21 protein-coding genes and 1 pseudogene are annotated in these 23443 nt (G+C 42.0%); 6 read left to right on the top strand and 16 right to left on the bottom strand.

Annotated elements, in window-relative coordinates; genetic code table 11:
• Positions 1-17: 17 nt before the first annotated feature.
• The 6 genes and pseudogenes from folE to IEW05_RS23400 all read right to left on the bottom strand — a co-directional run bounded on the left by folE (position 18) and on the right by IEW05_RS23400 (position 4567).
• A complete protein-coding gene (gene folE / locus IEW05_RS23425) occupies positions 18-611 on the bottom strand; it encodes a GTP cyclohydrolase I FolE (protein WP_188542286.1) in 594 nt (197 codons plus the stop codon).
• A gap of 52 nt (positions 612-663) precedes the next feature.
• Entirely contained in the window at positions 664-906 is a 243-nt protein-coding gene (locus tag IEW05_RS23420) for a YneF family protein (protein ID WP_188542285.1), read from the bottom strand.
• A 138-nt stretch (positions 907-1044) separates the two neighbouring features.
• Complete coding sequence (locus IEW05_RS23415; protein ID WP_188542284.1) at positions 1045-2079, bottom strand: HD-GYP domain-containing protein; 1035 nt, start codon at positions 2077-2079, stop codon at positions 1045-1047.
• Between the two features lie 117 nt (positions 2080-2196).
• Positions 2197-3399 (bottom strand): annotated as a pseudogene (gene queG / locus IEW05_RS23410) (tRNA epoxyqueuosine(34) reductase QueG); the annotation flags it as partial.
• Between the two features lie 11 nt (positions 3400-3410).
• Positions 3411-3983 (bottom strand): signal peptidase I, encoded by a 573-nt coding sequence (lepB, locus tag IEW05_RS23405; RefSeq protein WP_188542282.1) that lies wholly within the window; start codon positions 3981-3983, stop codon positions 3411-3413.
• A gap of 140 nt (positions 3984-4123) precedes the next feature.
• Complete coding sequence (locus IEW05_RS23400) at positions 4124-4567, bottom strand: GNAT family N-acetyltransferase (protein ID WP_188542281.1); 444 nt, start codon at positions 4565-4567, stop codon at positions 4124-4126.
• A 426-nt stretch (positions 4568-4993) separates the two neighbouring features.
• Between IEW05_RS23400 and IEW05_RS23395 the strand changes: the two genes are divergently transcribed.
• Both IEW05_RS23395 and IEW05_RS23390 read left to right on the top strand, forming a co-directional pair.
• Complete coding sequence (locus tag IEW05_RS23395) at positions 4994-5608, top strand: superoxide dismutase (protein ID WP_229753698.1); 615 nt, start codon at positions 4994-4996, stop codon at positions 5606-5608.
• Positions 5609-5700: 92 nt separating this feature from the next.
• Positions 5701-5916: a hypothetical protein gene (locus tag IEW05_RS23390; RefSeq protein ID WP_188542279.1), complete on the top strand. Its 216-nt coding sequence runs from the start codon at positions 5701-5703 to the stop codon at positions 5914-5916.
• Positions 5917-6070: 154 nt separating this feature from the next.
• On the opposite strand, the gene IEW05_RS23385 is transcribed toward IEW05_RS23390, so the two are convergent.
• From IEW05_RS23385 to IEW05_RS23375, 3 genes are all read right to left on the bottom strand, one after another.
• On the bottom strand, positions 6071-7708 hold the full coding sequence (locus IEW05_RS23385; RefSeq protein WP_188542278.1) for an extracellular solute-binding protein: 1638 nt from the start codon (positions 7706-7708) through the stop codon (positions 6071-6073).
• 70 nt (positions 7709-7778) lie between these two features.
• Positions 7779-8672 (bottom strand): carbohydrate ABC transporter permease, encoded by an 894-nt coding sequence (locus IEW05_RS23380; RefSeq protein WP_188542277.1) that lies wholly within the window; start codon positions 8670-8672, stop codon positions 7779-7781.
• A gap of 49 nt (positions 8673-8721) precedes the next feature.
• On the bottom strand, positions 8722-9663 hold the full coding sequence (locus IEW05_RS23375) for an ABC transporter permease (protein ID WP_373285858.1): 942 nt from the start codon (positions 9661-9663) through the stop codon (positions 8722-8724).
• Between the two features lie 214 nt (positions 9664-9877).
• On the opposite strand from IEW05_RS23375, the gene IEW05_RS23370 reads away from it, so the two are divergent.
• From IEW05_RS23370 to IEW05_RS23360, 3 genes are all read left to right on the top strand, one after another.
• A complete protein-coding gene (locus IEW05_RS23370; RefSeq protein WP_188542276.1) occupies positions 9878-11452 on the top strand; it encodes a helix-turn-helix domain-containing protein in 1575 nt (524 codons plus the stop codon).
• Positions 11453-11477: 25 nt separating this feature from the next.
• Positions 11478-13229: a cache domain-containing sensor histidine kinase gene (locus IEW05_RS23365; RefSeq protein ID WP_188542275.1), complete on the top strand. Its 1752-nt coding sequence runs from the start codon at positions 11478-11480 to the stop codon at positions 13227-13229.
• An 89-nt stretch (positions 13230-13318) separates the two neighbouring features.
• Positions 13319-14431 carry a family 10 glycosylhydrolase gene (locus IEW05_RS23360; RefSeq protein ID WP_188542274.1) on the top strand — a complete coding sequence of 371 codons (1113 nt, stop codon included), beginning with the start codon at positions 13319-13321 and terminating at the stop codon, positions 14429-14431.
• Positions 14432-14435: 4 nt separating this feature from the next.
• Here IEW05_RS23360 and mutY read toward each other — a convergent pair whose 3' ends face one another.
• The 6 genes from mutY to IEW05_RS23330 all read right to left on the bottom strand — a co-directional run bounded on the left by mutY (position 14436) and on the right by IEW05_RS23330 (position 19777).
• The gene (mutY, locus tag IEW05_RS23355) at positions 14436-15617 is read right to left on the bottom strand and encodes an A/G-specific adenine glycosylase (protein ID WP_188542273.1); all 1182 of its coding nucleotides are present in this window, start codon (positions 15615-15617) and stop codon (positions 14436-14438) included.
• 11 nt (positions 15618-15628) lie between these two features.
• Positions 15629-16021: a holo-ACP synthase gene (acpS, locus tag IEW05_RS23350; protein ID WP_188542272.1), complete on the bottom strand. Its 393-nt coding sequence runs from the start codon at positions 16019-16021 to the stop codon at positions 15629-15631.
• A gap of 149 nt (positions 16022-16170) precedes the next feature.
• The gene (locus tag IEW05_RS23345) at positions 16171-17370 is read right to left on the bottom strand and encodes an ABC transporter permease (protein WP_188542271.1); all 1200 of its coding nucleotides are present in this window, start codon (positions 17368-17370) and stop codon (positions 16171-16173) included.
• Complete coding sequence (locus IEW05_RS23340) at positions 17367-18056, bottom strand: ABC transporter ATP-binding protein (RefSeq protein ID WP_188542270.1); 690 nt, start codon at positions 18054-18056, stop codon at positions 17367-17369. Before IEW05_RS23340 ends, IEW05_RS23345 begins: the two co-directional genes overlap by 4 nt.
• Positions 18053-19114 (bottom strand): efflux RND transporter periplasmic adaptor subunit, encoded by a 1062-nt coding sequence (locus IEW05_RS23335; protein ID WP_188542269.1) that lies wholly within the window; start codon positions 19112-19114, stop codon positions 18053-18055. Before IEW05_RS23335 ends, IEW05_RS23340 begins: the two co-directional genes overlap by 4 nt.
• 27 nt (positions 19115-19141) lie before the next feature.
• Positions 19142-19777, bottom strand: a complete 636-nt coding sequence (locus tag IEW05_RS23330; RefSeq protein ID WP_229753697.1) for a YIP1 family protein — start codon at positions 19775-19777, stop codon at positions 19142-19144.
• 264 nt (positions 19778-20041) lie between these two features.
• On the opposite strand from IEW05_RS23330, the gene IEW05_RS23325 reads away from it, so the two are divergent.
• A complete protein-coding gene (locus IEW05_RS23325) occupies positions 20042-21562 on the top strand; it encodes a response regulator transcription factor (protein WP_188542268.1) in 1521 nt (506 codons plus the stop codon).
• Here IEW05_RS23325 and IEW05_RS23320 read toward each other — a convergent pair.
• Positions 21486-23288 (bottom strand): cache domain-containing sensor histidine kinase, encoded by a 1803-nt coding sequence (locus IEW05_RS23320; protein WP_188542267.1) that lies wholly within the window; start codon positions 23286-23288, stop codon positions 21486-21488. The genes IEW05_RS23325 and IEW05_RS23320 overlap by 77 nt on opposite strands.
• Positions 23289-23443 lie beyond the last annotated feature (155 nt).

Below are 23443 nucleotides of genomic sequence, written 5' to 3'. Positions count from 1 at the left end.
CTCTTTATTTAATCTGATTACTCTTTGATTAACGACATAAATTCCGCTCGCGAAGCGGCATCTTTACGGAAACTTCCGCGTACTGCTGAAGTGATCGTCTTACTCCCTGGCTTCTTAACGCCCCGGGCACACATGCATAAATGTTCACCTTCCACGACGACCATAACACCTGCAGGATCCAATACTTCTTCCATGATATCAGCAAGTTGTGAAGTGATACGCTCTTGCACCTGCAAACGGCGGGTGACTACTTCGACCAATCTAGCTAGTTTGCTGAGTCCAGCAATTCTTCCACTCGGTATATATCCGATATGCGCTTTGCCGAAGAAAGGCGCCATATGGTGCTCGCATTGGCTATAGTAGACAATGTCTTTTACAATAACGAGCTCTTGATGATTCTCTTCGAAGGTGACCCCAAGTACCTCACGGGGATCAACCTCATAACCACCGAATATTTCTTCATACATCCGGGTAACCCGGGCCGGGGTTTCAAGCAAACCTTCCCGTTCGACATCTTCGCCAATCAACTTCAGAATTTCGCGAACGTGATGTTCGATCTGCTCCCTATTCTCACCAACATGGTTGTTAATGTAATCTTTGAGTCCTGCCATCAAGCGCCTCCTCCTTTCCACAAGATATGCCTTTTATTGAGCAATAAAAATACTATTTTTTCTTACGACGTGCTCCTGATGCTCCTGGAGCTGTTGAAGGTTGATTCTTCATCATTTGTTGTGCACGCTGCATCTGTTTGCCATTCAAATTGTAACCCATTTGTTTAGCCATCTTCTGAAGCATTTGTGGATCACTTTGCATCTTCGTTAACTGTTTACGTAAATAGAAGACACCGATGAAAAAACCACCAACCAAACCAACAATTAGAGTAATAATAGGAATTACATAATCCATCACTCAGCCACCCCTGTATTAATATAACCACCTGTATACTTATAGCTTGTACACTAGAAAATATAATAGCATTCCCGCTGGCACCTAGCAAACCTAATCTGAGGATCAAATAAGCTTCCATCCGCAAACACTATAATATTAAGCCAAAACAGCCTCAATAAATACCGTTGTCTCAATAGCTAAATCTACTTCTTTTACATCCAATTCTTCACCTGTACCACGAATAATACGGATTACAGGACGTCCAGGGAGTCCACGATGCTGGCGAACGACGACACCGTTCTCTTTGGTCGACAGCCTTACACCTGTACCATTAGGATAAACAGAAACGATTCTTGTGAACTCCACGAGTACCTCATGATCAAGCTCTTGTTCCGAGGAAGCCATCAAATGTTCGCACGCCTCATGTGGTAGCATTCCACGTCCTGTTTCTCCTCCCCCGCCAATGAGATTATCATAAAGATTAGCGACTGCTACAATCTTAGGGAATAAATGAATTTCATCTTTGGTAAGTCCTCGTGGTAGTCCGCTCCCATTTAGACATTCATGATGTTGAAGTGCTGTATGTGCGATCAATAGATTAAATTCCCGCTTATGCTTCAAAATTTCGAATCCCCGCCAGGTATGATGATTTTTCATATCATCTTCATTAGCGTCTTCAGGCAGTGGGACTGACTTACCTATATCATGCAGTAGTGCACCAACCGCCAAGTCTTTTAATTGGGAGAAATTCAGCCCCATATTCAGTCCGATCATCGATGACAGCAAACAAACATTGATTGCATGAACATATTGCGCATTGTCCGTTGTTCTTATCTCTGTTAGCTGTAGAAGCACTTCCTTATGATTCATCAAATCATTCAATAAGGCATCAACGCTTCCAAAAACTTTCTTGGTGCTCCATTCCTTCCCCGATCGAACAGCCTCCTGTAATTGGTTCATTTCCTGAAGTACTTGTCCCTTTGTTGATTCACTTAATACTTCTTCGATCTCAATATCCTCGAAGTCTGTGTCCTTGATATACAGCATCGTCACACCGATTCGCTTCAAGGTGTTGATCATATACACCGTAAGCTGTACTCCCGAAGATAATAAGACCGTACCATTAGAGGAATATACTGTTTTCCCCAAATACTGTCCTTGTTCAATGTCCTCAACGCTCATGAATCTCATACACTCGATCCCCCCAGATGTCAAAGCTCCCCTTTGTGCCTACTGCCAAATCTCAACCTATGCTGAGCGCAACCCATACATTGTAGTATATCATCAAACATCGGGAGTTACTGCTGCCTTAAGCTTGCTCTCTGCCGTATGCAAACGTTTCAGTACATCTTCGTCACTCTCGGTAGCAATGGCCTTGACAATAGCCTCTAGCGCTTCTGCTCCCCCGATTCGGCTTAATGCCCAAGCCGCTGTTCCTCGCATCACAGGTCTTGAATCTTTTTGCAGTATATCTATTAATTTCGGCACAGATGCGGGATCTTTAAAGTTTCCTAAAGCAATGATCGCATTTCGTTGAATGGGGTTCTTGCCTCTCCAAGCTGCAGCACTACTTCCGAAGCGTTCCTTAAACTGACGATTACTTAGGTCCAAAATCGGTAAGAGTAGTGGTTTAACCGTTTCTGGGTCTGGCTGAAGCTCAGGACGATGGTTCCAGTATTTCCCTTTATTCTTGGGACAAACTACTTGGCATGTATCACAACCATATAATCGATTTCCCATTTTTATCATAAATTCTTCTTCTACGAAGCCTTTAGTTTGCGTCTGAAAAGAAATACACCGCTGAGCATTCAATACACCGGGTCCCACCAACGCTCCCGTTGGACAGGCATCTAGACACTTCGTGCATTCTCCACAATCTTCAGTTACCGGAGTATCCGGTGGAAATGGAATATTCGTGATTAACTCACCAAGGTAAACCCATGTCCCCCATTTTGGAGAAATAATTAAGCAGTTCTTACCTTTAAAGCCAATTCCAGCACGATCAGCTACCGCACGATCCACTAAAGCGCCTGTATCAACCATATTTTCAATCCTTGCATCGGGAACACGTTCAGTAATAAACGCCTCCAGTTTCAGCATCGCTTCACGAAGCACCAGATGATAATCACGCCCCCATGCTGATCTCGCCAAAATTCCCCGACGTTGACCCGGTTCTGACTTAGGGGGGTTGTCCATCTTGGAAGGATAGGCTACCGCAATAGAAATAAGCGATTCTGGTTGTCCCTCAAAAGATAACTCTGGATAAATCCGCTTATCAATATCAGGTTCTTCGAATCCAGATTCATACCCCTTCTCACGGCGGTCTAATAACACCGCCTTCAATGAATGGAAGGGATCCGCAGAGGCAAATCCTATATCATCGATCCCTAGCGACGGGGCAGCCTCCTGAATTTCTCGCTTCAATTCAGCCCATTTCGTTTCCGAATTTTTACGGATATTCAAGCCGTTGTCCACCTCATCACCCCTCCGTTCTCTTCTTGATGTCGTCATTTCAGCTTTTACTACAGACTACGTATTTTAGAGATAGGCCAAAACACAAACTCAGCCCGTCCCACAATCTGACTTTTCTTCACACTTCCGAAATAACGGCTGTCTTTACTCCGTCCAGCATGACGATTATCACCCATGACGAAATACTCGTCCTTCCCAAGGGTCAGCGGCTTAAAGTCGCTATCCTCAATTATGACATCTGTATAAGGCTCACTCTTAGGTTGACCATTAACAAACAACTCATGTTCGCGAACCTCTACCGTATCCCCAGGCTTTGCTATAACTCGTTTAACCAGAAACGTTTTTCGATCAGGCCCCGTACTAGGGTCTTTAAGTACTACAACATCACCACTCTTTGGTGAGGCGAAATGATACACCAGTTTATCTACAAATAACCGCTCACTATTCTCCAAGGTAGGTTCCATTGACTGCCCTTTTACCAAGGACAAATTAAACACAAATATATTTAACAGCAACATGATCGCGATAGCTATCACAGCCATTTTACACATATCCCATAATTCCAAAATCCAAATCTTATGGGGCGGCTTAATGGCCTTTTCGTCAGGAATAACAGGTTCCATTCTGCACCTCGTATATAGCTCAATTAGCTATTTAAAAATTTTAATATACTAATAATAGAAAAGCATATCCACCGTCCAATTGCAATGGACGTAAGATATGCTTAGTCATTTCCAATATACAAATCCCGGTATTGGCCCGATTAAGATCCCGACAACGAATGGACAGCAGCTATGTTAAGCTTCTGAAACGCCTCTAGAAACTTATTTGCTCCATATCCCATCGCTTCATACAACGGCATAACCGCTTTGTTGTGCTCGTCCCCCGCAATCATAATACGGTGAACATTACGCTGTTGGAACCGTTGTTCCATAGCAGCAACTAGACTCTTGCCAGCCCCACGGCGTCGGTAATCAGGGTGAATGGCAATCCGGTAAATACAACCCAGATCCTTCTTATCGATGGTACCGATTAAAGCTCCAACGATTTCATCATCCACTTCCGCGATCATGATTAACTCTGAATCCCAAGACAGTTGTCTGGCAAACGCCCGCTTAGTGTCTTCGTAACAATCTTCCGATAAGGCAACCTGCAAAAGCTCCATCACTTGATTAACATCACTCAACTGAAAGGAACGGATACGCATGCTCTGATCTCCCTTTTCCAACGCAAGATAGATTGATGTAAAATGTAAAACACAGTTTTTACATCAACCGAATAGTTGAATCTAGACAAAAAACGAGAAATAACTTCTTCTTTGTCCATTAAACCATAATAATCTCCAGAATACATCATTTTTCTTCTGTAAGCGCTTTATATTAAGCGTTTACATTAGATTTATTCAAAAAATTTTCAAGTGCTGGAAATGTAAGTGCATAAATTGTTGGTAAATGTCAAAAAATAGGAGCGTTAACACTGCCTTAACAAAACTCATTGTCATCGGAGGTACCACCTAATGATTAATCTAAAATCACTCTTCATTTATTCAAGTTGTCTATATTTAATATTTACTTTGGACATCCTACCAACGAGAATTCAACAAATCTACTATCATAATCAGGAGGCATCTACCGTGTCACATCAATTACCCTCTTTGCCTTATCCAGCAAACGCACTTGAGCCTTATATCGACGAGCAAACGATGATCATCCATCATGATCGGCACCACAATACTTACGTTACTAATCTTAACGCGGCTCTAGAGAATGCACCCGAACTTCAAAGTAAAAGCGTAGAAGAACTACTCATCCATCTGAGTGATGTGCCTGAGAACATCCGCACGGCAGTGCGGAACAATGGTGGTGGACACGCCAACCATACTCTATTCTGGAGTATCATCGGACCAGGTGGTGGAGGTGCCCCAAATGGCCCGATTAAGGCAGCAATCGACAGCGAACTTGGTGGATTTGAAAAATTTAAAGAAGACTTTGCCAAAGCTGCAACAACCCGTTTCGGAAGTGGCTGGGCCTGGCTCGTAGTCAATAAAGATGGTAAGCTCGCCGTAACGAGCACAGCTAACCAGGATAACCCACTCTCTGATGGCCAGACCCCGATCCTCGGTCTCGATGTATGGGAACATGCTTATTACTTGAAATATCAGAACAAACGGCCTGACTACATCGCAGCCTTCTGGAACGTCGTCAATTGGGATGAAGTTAATAAGCGATATGCTGCGGCTAAGAAGTAGATAGTGGGCAAGCGAACCATCCTCTCTTCTTCGTTTGGAAAAGTTACCAACGGGGTATAATACCCATATCACTTTGCCAAGGAGGGATATTTATGGCTACAGATCATTCGGGCAAACTTACCAATGACCCACAGGAACTTTTACACAAGAAACATGAAATTGATGCTAAAAAAGCGCTGTTTACCAATTTTGCGCGAAGTGTCAGCGGGGATGCTCCTACAGAGCAAGGACAGGAGTTCACCGGGCAAAATCGAGAAACAGATCAACAAAACAACATGAAGGATGTAGAAAATCGGATATTGGAGTAATTCAACTCCTGAATGAAATGCTCTTTTTCAGTATAAGGGTATAGATACTTTGATCATGGCAGGTAAGATCCCAACGACATCGTGACCTACCATTTCCCTATGGAATAAACAAAAGAATGCAGGGTTACCTGCATTCTTTTGTTCTATCTATTTATTATGATCCACTTATTTTTTTCAAATTCTCTTGCCATTTTTTCGTCTGAAACTTTAGAAGCTTCTCATACCCAGCATTTTGTGCGTCCTGCTCTGCCTTATCCAGCAATGAAATGACTTCTTGCTCATCCTTGGCAAATAAGGCCTTGGCCCGAACCTGATCAGCAATGTCAGCAATTCGCTGCATAATAATCCCTTCTTCTGAATCTGGAAGTGGATTAATATTACCAAATTCCGTCGCATCAAATGATGTCTTCCAAGCAACACTTGTCTGTGACACAGTAGCCCAATCCCGCTTATCTTCTGGAAGGTTCATTTCATTCACTGATTTAGATTCATCGATAAACGTCGTATTCCCTGCCCATTGGAATGTATCCCATATCGCCATCAATTTAGTTCGCTCTTCAACATCATTTTTATAGTGTTCCGTATACAAAGGTGCACCAGTATCGCTTGTTCCCTGCCAATAGGTGCCTTCAGGTCCCCAGAAAATAATCCGTTCGCCCTCTTCTCCTGTCAGCCAATCTAAATAAGCGAATATGCCTTCTGGATTTTTCGCCGCAGTTGTAATCACACTGACATTCCAACCCAGGGTATCAAACTCATTAACCCAGACCTTATTCGGATCAACTCCCTCTTTATGAAGTGGCCAGATCATTGTGTAACCATCTTCCGGATCTTTAGCTTTCAAGAGGCTATTAGCTTCTGTTCCTAGAACGGTAGTCGTGAAATCACCATATATAGCAACCTTACCATTATTAATTTTCTCTTTCACCTGATCCCGCGTCTGGGTAATTGCATCTTGGGTAATTAATTTCTCTCTAAACAGTTTGTTAGCAAATACCATGGACTCGCGATAGATTGGATCGCTAAACAAAGATTTCAATTCATTGCCATCAGGAACTGCACGATTCACCAAATGTCCCACAGTACGATCTTCTGACATACCTGCATAAAGAAAATCAATGCCTTGACCTGAGATACCCACTTCAAATGGAATGATATCAGGATGCTTTTCCTTTACTAGCTTTAAATAGCTATATAAATCGTCAAAGGTTTCTAGTCTCGGTGCTCCTAATTCCTTATATATCTTATTATTTATAGCATATCCACCGTTACCCATCGGTCTTTTGGTATACCAGTTCGGGAACTGGTACAGCTTGCCATCCTCAGAACGCAGCATATTCAGCGTCTTCTCTCCAGCCCACTTTTTCAAATTAGGGTATTTATCCAAATAAGCATCCAGTGGTACAAGCTTGCCCGCCTTTCTAAGCTTCTCTACATCTGTCCCACGGTCTCCCCAAATTACATCCGGTAATTGGCCCGACGCAATCATGGTGTTAAATTTCTGCAGAGCCGTCCCACCCGATTGAATCGCCTCTACCGTCACTTTTTTATTCTCTTGAATCCATTTCGTTGCAGGATCTTGACCCCATGGATTCATCGTGTACCAATCATAGTTACCATAGAAGGAAAACTTCAACGGCGTCTCCCCTAGAACAAAATCCCCGACATCCCCTTGGCCCGCAGCTTCTTTCTGATTGGATGACTCTCCCCCCTTACCACAAGCTGAGAGCATAACACTCATACTTAACATAAGAGCAAGGAAAAGAAACATTGATTTTTTTCTAGTCTTCACATTCATTCCCCCGTATAAAATATAGTATGTAAAAGCTTGGCTTTCGCTTTGACACCTTCGCTAACGAATCTCATTCCTTAATTGAGCCGATCATTACACCTTTTGTAAAATACTTTTGCAAAAATGGATAAATGAGTAGGATCGGTATCGTTGCAACAAGCATTGTCGACATGGTAAGCGACTTGGTTGTCACGTTTTGCATGCTGGCCATATGCCCTTGAGCTGCTGCGTTCGTCTGCATCATCTGCTCCGACATGATGTTGGAACTCAAAATTTGCTGCAGTAAAGTTTGTATAGGCATCAAATGATCCGATGTAATATAAATACTAGCTGTAAACCAATCGTTCCAATGCCATACGGCTGCAAATAGTGATAGTGTGGCAAAGACAGGCCCGGAAATGGGTACGACAATACTAAAGAAAGTTCTCCAATTGCCACATCCATCTATTTTGGCTGATTCTTCAAGACCTTCAGGTAGTTCAACAAAGAAGGTTCGGAATATGATCATATTCCAGACACTGATGATATTCGGAATTACCATAACCCAAAAACTGTCCATCAGACCTAACTCTCGGTTGATTAAGTAAGCTGGAATCAAGCCGCCACTAAAATACATCGTAATAATACACATGATCATGAAGTATTTACGGCCAATTAATTGCTTCTTAGACATGCCATAGGCAAAAATAGCAGTACACGTTATCGAAATTGCCGTACCTATGATGGTTCGCAGAATGGAAATGACAAACCCACTCATCATTCGTTTGTCTTGGAAGACAACCTTATAATTCTCTAATGTAAACTCACGGGGCCAAAATGTAATCCCCCCAAGCGAAGTATCCGATCCTGTATTAAAGGAAATGACAATGGAATTCCAAAATGGATACAACATCACAAAAGACATAACAATCAAAAATGCGTATATTAGGATCATAAAAATACGATCTGGATTTATTGTTTTCATAGCATACCACCTACAATTCCGATAATTTATGTAACATCAAATGATCCCTTTACCAGAGACTTCGGCCTAACTTACGAGCAGTCGCATTAGCGATCGTCAACAGTACAACACTAATTAATGACTTATACAATCCAACTGCTGCCGCATAAGAGAATCGCGAATTTTTTATTCCCACTCGATACACATACGTATCGATAACGTCAGACACATCTTGCAGCACAGGATTTTTCGCTAATAACAAAATGTCTTCAAAACCCGCGCTCAAAATGTCACCCACAGCTAAGATCATGAAAATAATAATGACACCGGAGATTCCGGGGATCGTGATATACAAGATTTTCTTCAACCGCGAGGCGCCATCAATAGATGCTGCTTCATAAACTTCAGGATTAATACCTGCTATCGCTGCGATATAGACAATCGCTGAGAAGCCAATCTCCTTCCATATTCCAGTAGAGATAAGAATCCCCCAGAAATAATTAGGAATAGCAAGAAAGTTGATCGGTTCATGGATTAGATTTATTTTATCCAGCAGAATATTCAAGCTCCCATTTTCCGTCGCCAATATCGACATAACGAACCCCGATACAATAACCCATGAGAGAAAGTGTGGTAGGTAGCTGATCGTCTGAATTATTCTTTTAAAACGTACATGTGCCACTTCATTTAATATAAGCGCCAAAATAATCGGTGCAGGAAACCCTATAAGCAGTCGTAAAAAGCTGATGACAACCGTGTTACGCATGACGTTCCAAAACTCGGGAGAATCAAAGAACATTTTAAAATGTTTGAGCCCTACCCAGGGACTGTTAAAAAAACCTCCAAATATGTCGTAGTCCTGGAATGACATGAGCACTCCATACATAGGTAAGTATGCAAATATAAAAATAAGCAACAATGCAGGTATTACCATAAGCTGTAGATCAATTTGGGCTATATATCTAACCCAAAAAGATTTTTTGTCCCCCTTATAGGACATTGCCGCAGCCATGTTGTCTTTCTTCATTTCAACACTTCCTCCGTTGACTGAATTAATTTCGATATAGCTTATAGTAATTTAGCTTCACTTTTTAAAAAACTGATGTAAGCAACGATTTATAGACTTCTGCAATGATCTTGAATCGGGCTCATTGCCAGTGTGAAATGTAATATGATGTAATAGGATTGTTAGCGCTATCAAAGAAATCAAGTTCAGGAGGGATAGCATGTATAATGTCATGCTGGCAGACGATGAGGTGTTGGATTTAAGAGGGCTGGAACGATTTATCCCTTGGGAAGGTCTTCAAATGAAAGTTGCTGCGGTAGTAAATAGTGGAGTTGCAGCACTTGAATATATGAAATTAAATACAATACACATCCTCATTACTGATATTCGGATGCCGATCATGTCAGGGCTAGAATTGTCGCGAGAGGCACTACAACTCTACCCCCATTTGAAGATCATTTTCATTAGCGGATATGAGGATTTTCAATATGCACAACAAGCCATGCAGCTAAATGCGCAAAGCTACGTGCTAAAACCTATAGATGATGAGGAAATTATTCAAGCACTTCACAAAGTTAAGGCCCAACTCGATCTGGAGTCCCAGCAGTCATTGCTGGAAAATGCCTACCATAAAACATTGCCTGTTGTTAAGAACGATTTACTAGTTCAACTCTATGAAGGTCAACTAGATTGGAATGCCAATGCCGCTATGCTGACAGAACAATATGGAATTAAGCTTTCACAGTCCGAGTTCTCGGTAGCCTACATAGAAATTGATGATTTGGCCTGGAAGCTTGATACCTATGAAGGACATGAAGCCAAGGCCATCGTAAATAGAGTGTATTCAGTGATCGACCAGCACTGCAAACAACATGGAATTCATTCCTTGTGTAAGCTGTCTGCACACCAATTTGCCATGATGATAGAGAGTAATCAACAACATATCGAACTACTGCATGATTTAATTACTGAGATTGCAGCAACACTCCCCATTACAATTACTATTGGTCTAGGAAGTGTATTCTCCACGTTCCAGCAGGCCCAAATCTCTTATCAGCAAGCTCAGCAGGCCCTCGATTTCAAAATGCTCGTTGGCAAAAGCATAGTTATTCGCTATGACGATATAGAGATCAATCACGTCAAAGAAGTCCAGCATTGGGAAATGGCGCTGGACGCTCTGTTTGTGGAAATGTCTAATTATCGCTTGGTGCAAATTCATGATGATTTTGAGCATTTATTCTCTCTAATCCGTAATATGAAATCGAAAGTGACCGTATATAATTTTTCCATACAAATTATTTCCAAGCTCAACGCTTACCTAGCAACCTTAAATGAGGATTTATTTCAAATGCCCGGGATGCAGCTTGAAGACCTCCATATGATCTTCAAATTCGAAACGATAGATGACATCAAAACGTGGCTACGAAGAAGAGTATTTGAAATTTCGGAGCTCTTACATCTCAAAAAACAAAAAAAGAATAACCGGCTCATCGAGTCTATTTGTACTTATGTTGAAGAGCACCTGCATGAGAATATCGTTTTGCGCGATGTCAGCAATTACTTTTCCTTCTCCCCTAACCATTTAGGACAAATCTTTAAACAGGCGACTGGCATCAATTTTAGTGATTATGTAGTAGATCGCCGTATGGAAAGAGCTCGCAAACTGCTTCAGGATCATCAAGGTAAAGTTTTCGAAATTGCCGGCCAAGTCGGCTACAAAAATCAAACGTATTTCAACCGGCAATTTAAAGAACATTTTGGTATGACTCCCGGTGAATACCGGAAACAGAGCTGAAGTAGCTTGAAGGAGATAACCACATATGAAGTCGGAAAAGCGACATTTCTCATTTGGATATAAATTAATGATCTCATACATCTTTTTGCTTGTGATACCGGTAGTTTTCGTTGGAATATTTGCATATAACACATCTGTACACTCCATCCAACAACAAACCACCGCCAACATTCACGGTACGTTGCAGCAGATTCGAGACAATATTAACTATAAGACAGAAGATATCATGCGTCTGACGGATAGGTTGTATTACGATCGAACATTAGCAGACTATTTGCGAAGATATGATGATGGTTGGTACAGCTATGATACGACGAAGAGCTATTTACTTCCCAGTCTCCAGAGCACGATCCACTCAACCAAACATAACATCGCACTTTCCGTCTACATCAAGAACGATACAATTCCTGAAGTGTTCTTTCTATATGATGGTATGGACCCTTTAAGAAAAGGACCTTTCTACGAACTGTATCACTTACAGCGAATTACAGACAAAGAATGGTATATCCATTTCCCGAAGGAGCAATATGGGCTAACGACGCAATGGCGTCAAATCGAAAGTGACAAACAATTTCAGAACATCTCATTACTCCGCAGACTGATGGATGCCTTCGAGCCAACTAACCCCCAGATGATTGGGTTTATCAAAATCACAGTAAAAATTTCCGATATTTTGCAAAGCGTAGATTACCAGAAAATTCGCAAAGGGAGCACGTTATATATTGAAAACGAGTTAAATGAAATTATTTATATATCATCTGAGAACCCAAATATGACAGCTGAACATATTCAATCGTTCGCGAATAAGGATTATTTGCAAATTAAGGAACCTATTCCCGGTCTCAATTGGACTCTCGTAGCCAACATACCCAATCGCGAATTAAAAAAAGAGCTATTCAAAGTGAAAACGGTAACCCTGCTAATTTGTATTATCAGTATCGTTGTCTTCTCGATTGTAGGCGTTATTCTATCAACCTATTTTTCCAAACGAGTAACAAAAATTGTTTCTGTATTAAGCTCATTTCAAGAGGGAGATCTTCATAAGCGACTTCGATACAAGGGGCATGACGAATTTAATCAAATCGCTTCCGCACTGAATGATATGGGAGAGAATATGAACCAACTTATTCAAGATGTCTACATATCCAATCTGCAGAAAAAAGAAGCCGAGCTAGAATCACTGCAAGCTCAGATTAATCCGCATTTTTTATACAACACGCTCTCATCTATTAACCGTCTAGCGCAATTTGGGGAGACAGACAAACACCGCTCCATGGTGAGTGGACTAGCTAAATTTTATCGACTTACCTTAAATGATGGGTTATCGATTATTTCTATTGAGAAGGAGCTGCAGCAGGTTCAAGCCTATATTGATATTAAAAAAATTCAATACGAGGAACGTATGAATTTTAGCTATGAGATCGATGAAGAAGTACTTAAATATGATACCGTTAAGCTGATTTTGCAACCTTTTGTAGAGAACATCCTTGAACATGCTTGGTACGCTGATCGAATTCATATTCGTATAGTCGCTACAGCAGAACCCAATGGAATTACGTTCAAAATTATCGACGATGGAGTAGGAATGAGCCAGGAAACGATCGATCAAATATTCATTAAAAATGGCATAAAAATAGGCTACGGCATACGCAATGTCGATCAACGTATCAAACTGCAATTTGGAGAAAGCTATGGGGTCTCACTTCATAGTCGACTTGGTATCGGCACTACCGCCAAGCTTACCATTCCTTACTATAATCATTCGAAAATAACATAAATCGTTGCATAGCTACATTGTTTAGAGCAGGTGCGTGGACTTAGAATATGCATCAGAATACAATCTAACTTCGAAAGGTGGTCTTCTTTATGAAGCAGAAATTGATCTTTCTGATCGCTTCCATGCTAGCCTTCACCATGTTAAATGTCCCATCCAGCACCAGTTACGCACAATCCGGTCCCTTTGTCACGGAAGTCATTGTACGCACGGTAGACAACTTTAAGAATCATAACGATGTTGTTACGTTCATGTACAATGCCAAAAAGCGTAATGTATCTGTCATCAATTTAAATGTTAAAGAAGATGAGGATGATGCCGTTCCATCAGGGTACGTTTTTTATCCAAGCACGATTGCTCCAATCGCTGCAGGTTATGCCAACTTTGATGCCGTTAAAGACGTAATTAAAGAAGCCCATGACCGTGGCATTCAGGTCCGGGCTTGGATTCCGCAATTTCATGATAAAGCAGCCTTTGATAAGAACAGCGATTGGCAGATGAAGGCGCTAGTTAATGGGCAGGTTGTACCCTTTACCGGGTCTAATGGGAGTGAGTATTTTGTAAATCCACTGCACCCCGATGTTCAAGCTTATGAGCGGTCTATTATTAGGGAAATCGCTACGAAGTATGATATCGATGGCATCGTGCTCGATTGGATCCGATTCGATGACTACAATATGGATATGGGTAGCTATACCAGACAACAATACCAAGCACAATACGGTTATGATCCGATTACAATTAACTTTGGAACGAATAATGCTAAGCGTACAGAGTGGAATGAATGGAGAACAACGAAGCTAGGTAACTACGTGCAGGATGTACGCAATGATCTCAATGACATTACACCTGGTCTATTCTTCGGCGCTTATATTTTGCCACCGGAATTTGTTGAATGCGGTCAAGACATCGCAAAATTCATGCCACACATGGACTTCATCTCGCCAATGGCTTACTTCGATGATTGGGAGTTCCCCCCAAGCTGGGTTTATAATCAAACCGGTATTCTCAGTCAAACCAAACAAAAGATCGGAAACACAGAAATTATCGCTACGCTGGATACCGATTGGACCAATGCCCAATACCATGAAGTTCATCAGGGTATTCGAAATAACTTCCCGGAAATTACAAACCTGTCCTTCTTCGTTTATGGAAAATGGACTGATAATGAATTAAAGAAAATTGATAACCGCACAGGTTGGTAAACTATCATTTTGACTCAAAGTAACGGTTCAATATCGTAAGAAAAACTTTCGGAAAGGCGAAGCTAGCCATATCTTCCTGGTTGATCCAAAGATATTCGCTAGCATCGCCATTCTTCGAGGTACCGATAGAATTATCTCCTCTGCTGCTATATGCCCCATTTGTCTCTGCCACACCAGCTATACGCCCTACTCTCTCGCCAAAACGAAATACTCGAAGATTCCAGTGGATGTGACTAAAGGTATGCTCCGCGTCCATATAAGCACCTTCCGGCGTTACACTTATACCGTCTTTAGCAAGCTCTACTGCCAGCTGTTCCATTGCTGGAGCATCTAGCATCCCCGCTCCTTCGCTAGGAGACGTGTCTGCCAACGCATGAGGCAGCTCCCACATACGGGCAAGCAGCCCCGTGTCCGCACGACGTCGTATCAATACGCGGCCTTCGTTACGTCCACTCCCCTCCACAAGGGCAACGAAGCGAAACTCCGGTCTCGGTGGCTTCGCCTTACTCTTAACCGGTAGCTCATCAACAACACCTTCCAAGCGTGCTGCGCAATACTCCATCACTGGACAAGTTAAGCAGCATGGAGATTTCGGTGTACACACTAGCGCACCTAGCTCCATGAGTGCCTGATTGAAATCGGATGCTCGTCCATGTGGTATCAGTTCGGCGGCCAATTCTTCCATGATTGAGCGGGTTTTAGCCTTCATAATATCTTCCTCAATCAGGAAATATCGTGATAATACACGCATTACATTTCCATCAACTGCAGGTTGAGGTTGATTATAAGCAATACTTAGAATAGCTCCCGTCGTATACGGTCCAACGCCTTTTAGAGCAGACACCGCTTCCTTGTCATTAGGCACAACGCCCCCATGACGCTCAACGACTTGTCTGGCCGCCGCTTGCAGATTTCGAGCACGAGAGTAATAACCAAGCCCTTCCCACAATTTGAGTACGTCCTCTTCAGGGGCTTCTGCTAAATCGGTAATACTCGGAAATCGCTCAATAAATCGCTGGAAGTACGGGATCACCGTATCAACCCTTGTTTGCTGCAACATAATCTCAGATACCCAAATATAATAAGGGTCCCGGTATCTGCGCCACGGTAAATCACGCTTCGATCGATCATACCAATCCAACAATTCCATACTGAAGTAAGCTTTACTATCTATGATTTCTTGCATTATTTTCTCCTTTATTTCAATTGCTCTACAACGGCAAAAGCAGAAGCTAGATGACGTTCATGCGTAATACTGAGATGTATAGTATATTCCTTAGGTCCATTCAGCTGCAATCTTGTCCATGCCATAGGTGACAACGATACTGATGGTTTACCAGCAACATCCGGCAATATTTCCATATCCATAAACCCGAGCACTTGCCCAATTCCACAACCAAATGCCTTGCTTACTGCTTCTTTAGCAGCAAAACGCCCAGCAAGGAACTCTGCGGAACGTGTACTTCTTCCTGGTAATTCGAACTCTGCCGGGGTCAGTATTCGGCGCATAAACTTCTCACCATTTCTTCCATTTAGCATCACTTTAATCCGTTCTATCTCAACCACATCGTGTCCAATTCCATAAATCAAGTCGATCCCCTTCTTCCTGATCGTGCATTTAACGAGCTTGACCCATAACAATCACATTGTAACAGGGAAGTGGGTTTGAAGCGAGTCGTGTAGTCAAACATAAACAACCCGGAACTCACAGCCAACGCTATGGTTCCGGGTTGTACTTCTTATTCATACCGTAGAGCTTCAATTGGATGTAATTTGGACGCTTTGTTCGCTGGATACAATCCGAAGAAAATACCTACGGCTGCCGAGAAACCAAATGCCAGTAGAATGGCCCATAGTGAGATCACAAATGGCCAACCAGAGATGATAGCAAATACATAGGCCAGCAGTAATCCCAATAGCGCACCTATTGTTCCCCCAATAAAAGAGAGGATCACTGCCTCGATCATGAATTGCAACATGATCGTCCCCGGAGTTGCACCAATTGCTTTTCTAATCCCGATCTCACGTGTGCGTTCCGTAACGGATACGAGCATAATATTCATAACGCCGATGCCACCAACTAGTAAGGAAATCCCGGCGATGGAGCCGATAACGGTTTGTAGAATAGAGAAAGTGCTAGACACCATCTGCTCTGCCTCTTTTCCCGTTTGCGTCATATAAGCGCTGGGATCTACCTTTTTCTTATCCGCTAGCCAAGCTTTCACTGTTCTAATCGTCTCTTGAATATTGTCCTGAGAAGTAGACAATACTTCAAGCGTTCCTAGTTGATCGCTTTCACCGCTATTCCCAGCTGGCATTGAAGTAATGGGGGCATAGGCTGAGTATTGCTCTCCGCCCATACCGCTCAGGATACTCTCCTGAACCTTAAACACCCCAATAATTCGAAATGTCCCCCCGGACAAGACAACTTTACGGCCATTCGCTCCTTTGGCAGAACCAAATACCTTTTCAGCATATTTCTTATCCACCAACATGACCTTCTGCCGGGCACGCTCTTCCTGCGAATTGAAGAAGCGACCTTCTATGATGTCGATATTTTGCATCTTAGCCATGTCAGAGGTTGTCGCCGTAATCATAAATCGCAAGTTATCTTTCTTAAACTTCGTTGTCATGGAATAGTTGAGCGATGAGGAGACATAACGGACGCCATTCAATTTCCGCATCTCCGTTAGATCACGGAGTCGAAAACTTGCATCTGCCGAGGTTCCGCTTGTCTCCATATTGGGGTAAACAACGAAATATCCGTCTTTATAATTCGAGACCATCGAAATAATGGAAGATTGCCCGGCTTGACCAATGGACACTACGGTCACGACCGCCGCTACCCCAAATACAATGCCAATCATCGTCAGAAATGAACGAAGCTTATTAACTCGAAGATTATCCAGAGCTACCCACATGCTCTCCAGAATGCTCATGAACCCACGACTCCTTTGCGAGTATCCTTAAGCATCTCTCCGTCGCCGAATAACAACACACGATCCGCATGCTCTGCAATATCAGGCTCATGTGTAACAAGGACAATCGTTGTACCTTCCTGATGAATTTCTTTAAATAACCTCATAATTTCATGGGATGATTTCGAATCCAAATTCCCAGTTGGTTCATCAGCAAGTAATATTGGAGCATTCATCGTGAGAGCACGGGCAATTGCTACACGCTGTTTCTGCCCACCAGACAATTCTGTAGGGCGGTGCTTCACTCGATCCCCAAGTCCGACTCGCTCCAATAGCTCTAGCGCCCGTTCATTTCGCTTCTCACGTGAAATTCCCGCATACATCATCGGGAGTGTCACATTCTGAAGCACCGTTTGTCGTCCGAGCAGATTAAAGCTTTGGAAGACGAACCCAATCTTACGATTTCGGACCCGAGACAATTCATCTTCATTCAGGGTATGTACCTCTTCACCATCCAGAACATAACGGCCCTCTGTCGGTACATCCAAACAACCAATGATGTTCATCAATGTGGACTTACCTGAGCCCGATGAACCCATGATCGCCACAAATTCACCTTGTTCAATATTGACGTTAATGGGCTTAAGCGCCTGTACTTCAAGTGGACCATTCTTATACACCTTCGTGATATCTGTCAGCGTGATCATCGAAGCTTCACCTTATCGCCATCACGAAGCGATTCCGCGCCTTCCACTACCACTTGCTCGCCATTGGCTACGCCGGTGAGTATCTCGATTTGATCCTCACCTTCTTTGCCCGTTGTTACTACTGTTCTAACCGCCCTTCCATCCACTACCTTGAAAAGGAATGGCTGATCTCCGTTGTACTGTAAAGCACCCATCGGAATAAGAAGCCGCTCTTTATCTGGAACTTCCATTTCAATCGTAACATTGTACCCTGGACGAAGTTCTTGAGAGGTCCCGCTAAGATCTACTGTCATTTCCACCGATGCATCTTTGGTCGTGGAATCGACGACCTCAGCTGTTTTAGCCAAATAACTAATTTCACCCTTATAGGTTCCGGTTATTGATTCCCCAGTAACAACAGCGCTCATCCCCATTGCCGCTTTACCTGCATCTAATTCATTTAAATAGGCCTTCACTTTATAGGAAGACATATCTGCAACTGCAACGATCTCACTACCTTCAGCAATCATTTGTCCTTGATTCACAGAGACGTGGGTTACGACTCCGTTATTTATTGCATTAACCGTACTGCTTAGCAGCTTCTTCTCAAGTGATTCGATGGTCAGTTTGCTACTCTTGATCCGCAAATCATAGGATGTTAGATCAAGTTCTTCCATATCCACAGTAGGGTCATCTAACATAGATTTTTTATAACTCTCGAAATGTTGTTTCTTAGCGCTAAGGCGCTCTGCTTCCGCTAGTTCCATGTTAATTCGTTCTTTCTCTAGCTGTTCCTTGATCCCATCCATTCGAAGTGTAAGAAGTACCTGACCCGCTTTTACTTCGTCTCCAAGCTTGACGTTCACAGACTCTACGACACCACTTACTGGCGAATAAATCTCCGTCGTTGTCTTCGGCTCCAGCTTGCCGTTCGTAAATATTTGTTCGACAATGGTACCTTCTGCCGCAGCGGCGGTAGTAACTTCTGTTGATTTCCGCAAATTTATGATATTAACTAGCACCAGGCCAATAATAACTACACCTACAACAACGCCCCACACCCATTTTTTCTTTAACATTCCATCACCTATCCCATAGATCTTTTATTATAAAATAAGGAGAGGACCTATTGATAAAACTAGCCATAAGGAAATAATCCACATGCCAACTGTCTTACGTGGACGTTGCATCATAACCGAGGCTCCTACCACATACATAATCACTCCCCAAATTGTGAAAGGATTAATGATAGACATCAACTCATATAATTGGCTCGATTTATCAGACACAAAAGCACCCAGACTAAGTGAAACATCGCTCAAGGCTTGCCCGTCCGTAGCACTTACCATCACTGTAGTTAATAGACTGTTCAATATTCCTGGCAATGTAGCAAAGGCGGCTAGTGTAACTAGTTGCATATATTTTGCTTTTCCACGCACGATCAGATTCAACAGCATAAGCAATAAGCCCCATATAAAGACACCTGCAGCAGTCATAATGAATGAAATAATAAAACCACTAATTTTCGTCGTTTGTATGAGCGCTTCCTGAGCTGATGGATCTATTTGTTGCTTTTGAAACTGTTCAATAAGCCCCTTTTCTATGAAAGGCATCTGTAGGTAAATAGATATTGCTGAAAATACCATAAGCACCACTAGTGGAAGTATCCAAGCTGTCTTGTTTTCTTTAACTCTTTCAAATGTTTCTTGTGGTGCTACAAAGACCATGAATAAATTTTTCAAAACTCTAGCCCCCTATTACTAGTATATTCTTCCTAAATAAACAATCTTCACTATCTATACGAGATCATATCAAAAAAGATTCAAACGTGTATATATTCACATGCTACTTTAGCCATGAACATTAATTGTTATTTTAGAGCTCCCTTATATTGTTATCATTTCAGCGTGTACTCTACAGGAATTGTGTGATTGACGTGTGAGGACATAATACATATGCTTATCTCGAAACATATCATTATTTAAGGAACTACTGAGGGGGCATCTATGTTGCGAGTCATTATTGCTGATGATGAACGTTTAATAAGGTTGACGCTTCGAAGTATGATTGAAGATTCATCATTTAATATACAGATTGTGGCTGAAGCCAAGGACGGAACTGAACTATTACAGTACATCGAAGAACATCATCCAGATCTCGTCTTTGTCGATATTCGAATGCCAGGCTTAAGCGGATTAGAAGCAATGGAGCAAGGGAAAGGTCTATCTCCTCACACACAGTGGGTCGTTCTAACTGGTTTTTCGGACTTTAACTATGCAAGGCACGCACTTCGTCTTCAAGCATTCGATTATTTACTGAAACCAGTCAGTCCAGAGGAGCTCGAAGCCACTCTGTCGAAAGTGCTTCTTGCCCTAGAAACGAAAGTGAATCAATTGTCGAATCATTTTGAAACCGCTGTAAATTCTCTATTTCATCGAACTCGATCTATTGAAGAAATCGGAACAAAGTATCATTTACAAGACTATCATTTCTTGATTACGTTGTTCGATATCGACAGCTATTTACCAGAACAAGAACAGACAAAGCTCCGTTTCGAGTGGATTCATAAGTTAAAAGAGGCTTATCGTACGCAAGTACAATTTGCGATGTTGGAGAATGCGATCTCTTTCGTAACACTTCCGAATGGTGATTTAGCACAAGTCATAGGGTGGCGTAAATCTGCTGAAAAACGAGCTAAGCTCCAAATCCCTCACATCCAGCAAATACTCACTCAAGAAATTCAACAATTTCAAACTGATTCATGTATTGTGACAGGATTTCAGTGCGATCACGAAATGGATTTGTTTGATTTAGAAGAAGGCATAATCAAACTGGCAGAGTTCCTTCCACTTCGGCGGTTATTGCCTTCAGGCAGGCTTTGGATGGAAAATGAAGCTGCTTCCTTTGCTGCAAGACCAAACTATGTTGTCATTAGTGAACAAGTCGATAAGCTAAGCAAGCTCGCTCATCTGCAAGATTATTTTCAATACGCTAATGAATTAACACAACTTGTACCGATGATACAGACACTGAACCAGCATGATCCGTATGCTATACGGAATCTACGCGAATTTCTATGTATAACACTCGGATGTGAGCTTGATGCCAGTCAGCAAGTTGATCAATGGATAACATCATTGCAGCGTGTACAAGAAAGTCGATTGGCAGAGAAATCCCAAACTGAATTATCGCAGAGCGATTTAATCCAACGAGTAGTCAATTATGTAAATACTAATTATATGAATGATATTGGGATAGGACAAATTGCGCACGATATAGATGTGACTCCTAATTATTTAAGTTCATTGTTTCATAAAAAAACAGGTCAGAAGTTTATGAAATATTTAACGCATATTCGGATGATGAAAGCGAAAGAGTTGTTCTTAACGAAACCCGGACTTAAAGTACAGCAAGTAGCCGAACAAGTCGGCTACTACAGTACGCGTCATTTTACGAAATTATTTCAGGAGCAGTTTGATTGTTATCCGTCTGAAATTCATCAGAAGATGAATCCAAAGCAATCGTAATCGTAGATTCTGTACCCACATGAACTATACTCTGAATCTCCAGGCGTGCGTTGTCTTTACCATAAGCGATGATCAAACGTTCACGGACATTATGGAGTCCAACACTTTTCGAACGGTCAGAAGATTTCCTATCTGGAATAAATCCAACACCGTTATCTGTGATTTTAATTTGTACCGCAGGAGTACCGTCGTCATCTATCAGTCTGGCGTGAATATTGACTTTACAGACGTGATTTGCTGGCTCACAACCATGAATTATCGCATTCTCTAGTAATGGCTGCAGCAATAGCTTTGGTAACCGAAATGTTGTGAGTTCGGGTGGGTAAGACTGTGAAATCGCCAACCGATCATCAAAGCGTAGTTGCTGCAATTCACCATAGCGCTGCATAAACAGAAATTCTTCTTCGATACTGGACCAATCATTATATTCTAATGAGTATCGCAGCATGCCGCTAAGGGCAAGAATCGCTTTCTCCAAAGTTGCCTTTTCACCTGCACGATTCAATCCAATCCAACCATTTAAAATGTTATATAGGAAATGAGGCTGGATTTGCGACTGTAATGCGCGATATTCCGCATCTCGCTTAGCAAGATCGGTGCGGTACTCACGAATAATCATCTCGTTAAGTTGAGTAATCATTTGATTGAATGCTCCACCGAGTTGAGCAATCTCATCTCGGCCCTTTGCGTTGAACCTGGCATCAAGATTACCTCGCTGTACTTTACGCATGACTTGAATCATTTGCTTAAATGGATTGATGATATTTCGAGATAAATATAAGAACAACACAAAAGTGACGATGAGACCAATACCCAAGAACAAGAAGGCAACCGTATACAACCAACGTACCTTAGATGCAGACTCCTCAGCTGATAACAATACGCTCATCTTCCATTCAGCTTTCGGGATACCCTCCGTTACTTTAGTATAGGACTGCCCGCTTACATCGATAACACCTCTCGTCCCTCCGATGTCATTCAAGGCCTCAGTTGGAATCGGCTTGCTGGAGTATAGCAACTGATTATTTACGTCTTGAATGACAACGATCGAACTTACGTCAAATGAAATATCTCTTACCATCTTGTTCAATATATTGTTATCTGCATCGGCCATAATGACCGCAAGGGGTTGCCTGGAATCTGGATCTTTAATGAGTCTAGCAACGGAGAAGACTTGCTTCTGTTCAGAGAACATCAAATAATCTCGTTTATGTGCACTAATAAAAGCAATATTCCCATCCGCTTCAATGGCTTGCTTGTACCAGAATTGACTTTGATAAGGAAATTCAGGGATCGGCCCTGTCATCTCCTCCTTCGAATCCGTAACATATACCGTACCGTCATTCGAAATGAGGAGCGTACCAAGAATATCTTTTCTCATATTTTGCAGCATAATAGGTAAAGTCTCGTTCAATGCGCGATTAGCAACCAACTTGGTATAATCGTCTGAGCTTTCATATTGATTATTCGCTTTTAACTTCAAAGCATACATAATATTCTCGTTCCAGAAAGGCATCATCGTTATGCGCTCAAGATCGTCCAGATAAGTCTCAATGTTTCGTGCCATCGCCTTCAATGTACCTTCCGTTATGACTTGTTTCTCTTTCGTAATCAATGTTTGATAGTAATATGGAATAACAAAACCAATCAATAAAACAGGAATGACTATAGTCATGACAAAGAGACTAGTAAGTTTAAAACGAAATGTATAGAGATGATGCCGCACGTTATAACCTCCACCTTTGCTATACCTGAGAATAGATTAAAGTAGTGATATGAACAATCATAGCCTAGTTTACCGTTATCGAATAGATGTGTAGAAATCGTCTGATCAATCGTAGTTTCGGGGCATATGTAAGCGTATTCTAAATTGCTATATTG

The organism is Paenibacillus segetis (genome assembly GCF_014639155.1).
GTDB lineage: Bacteria > Bacillota > Bacilli > Paenibacillales > Paenibacillaceae > Fontibacillus > Fontibacillus segetis.
Note: the sequence above shows the minus strand (reverse complement) of the source record. Positions and strands in the feature narration are given on the sequence as shown.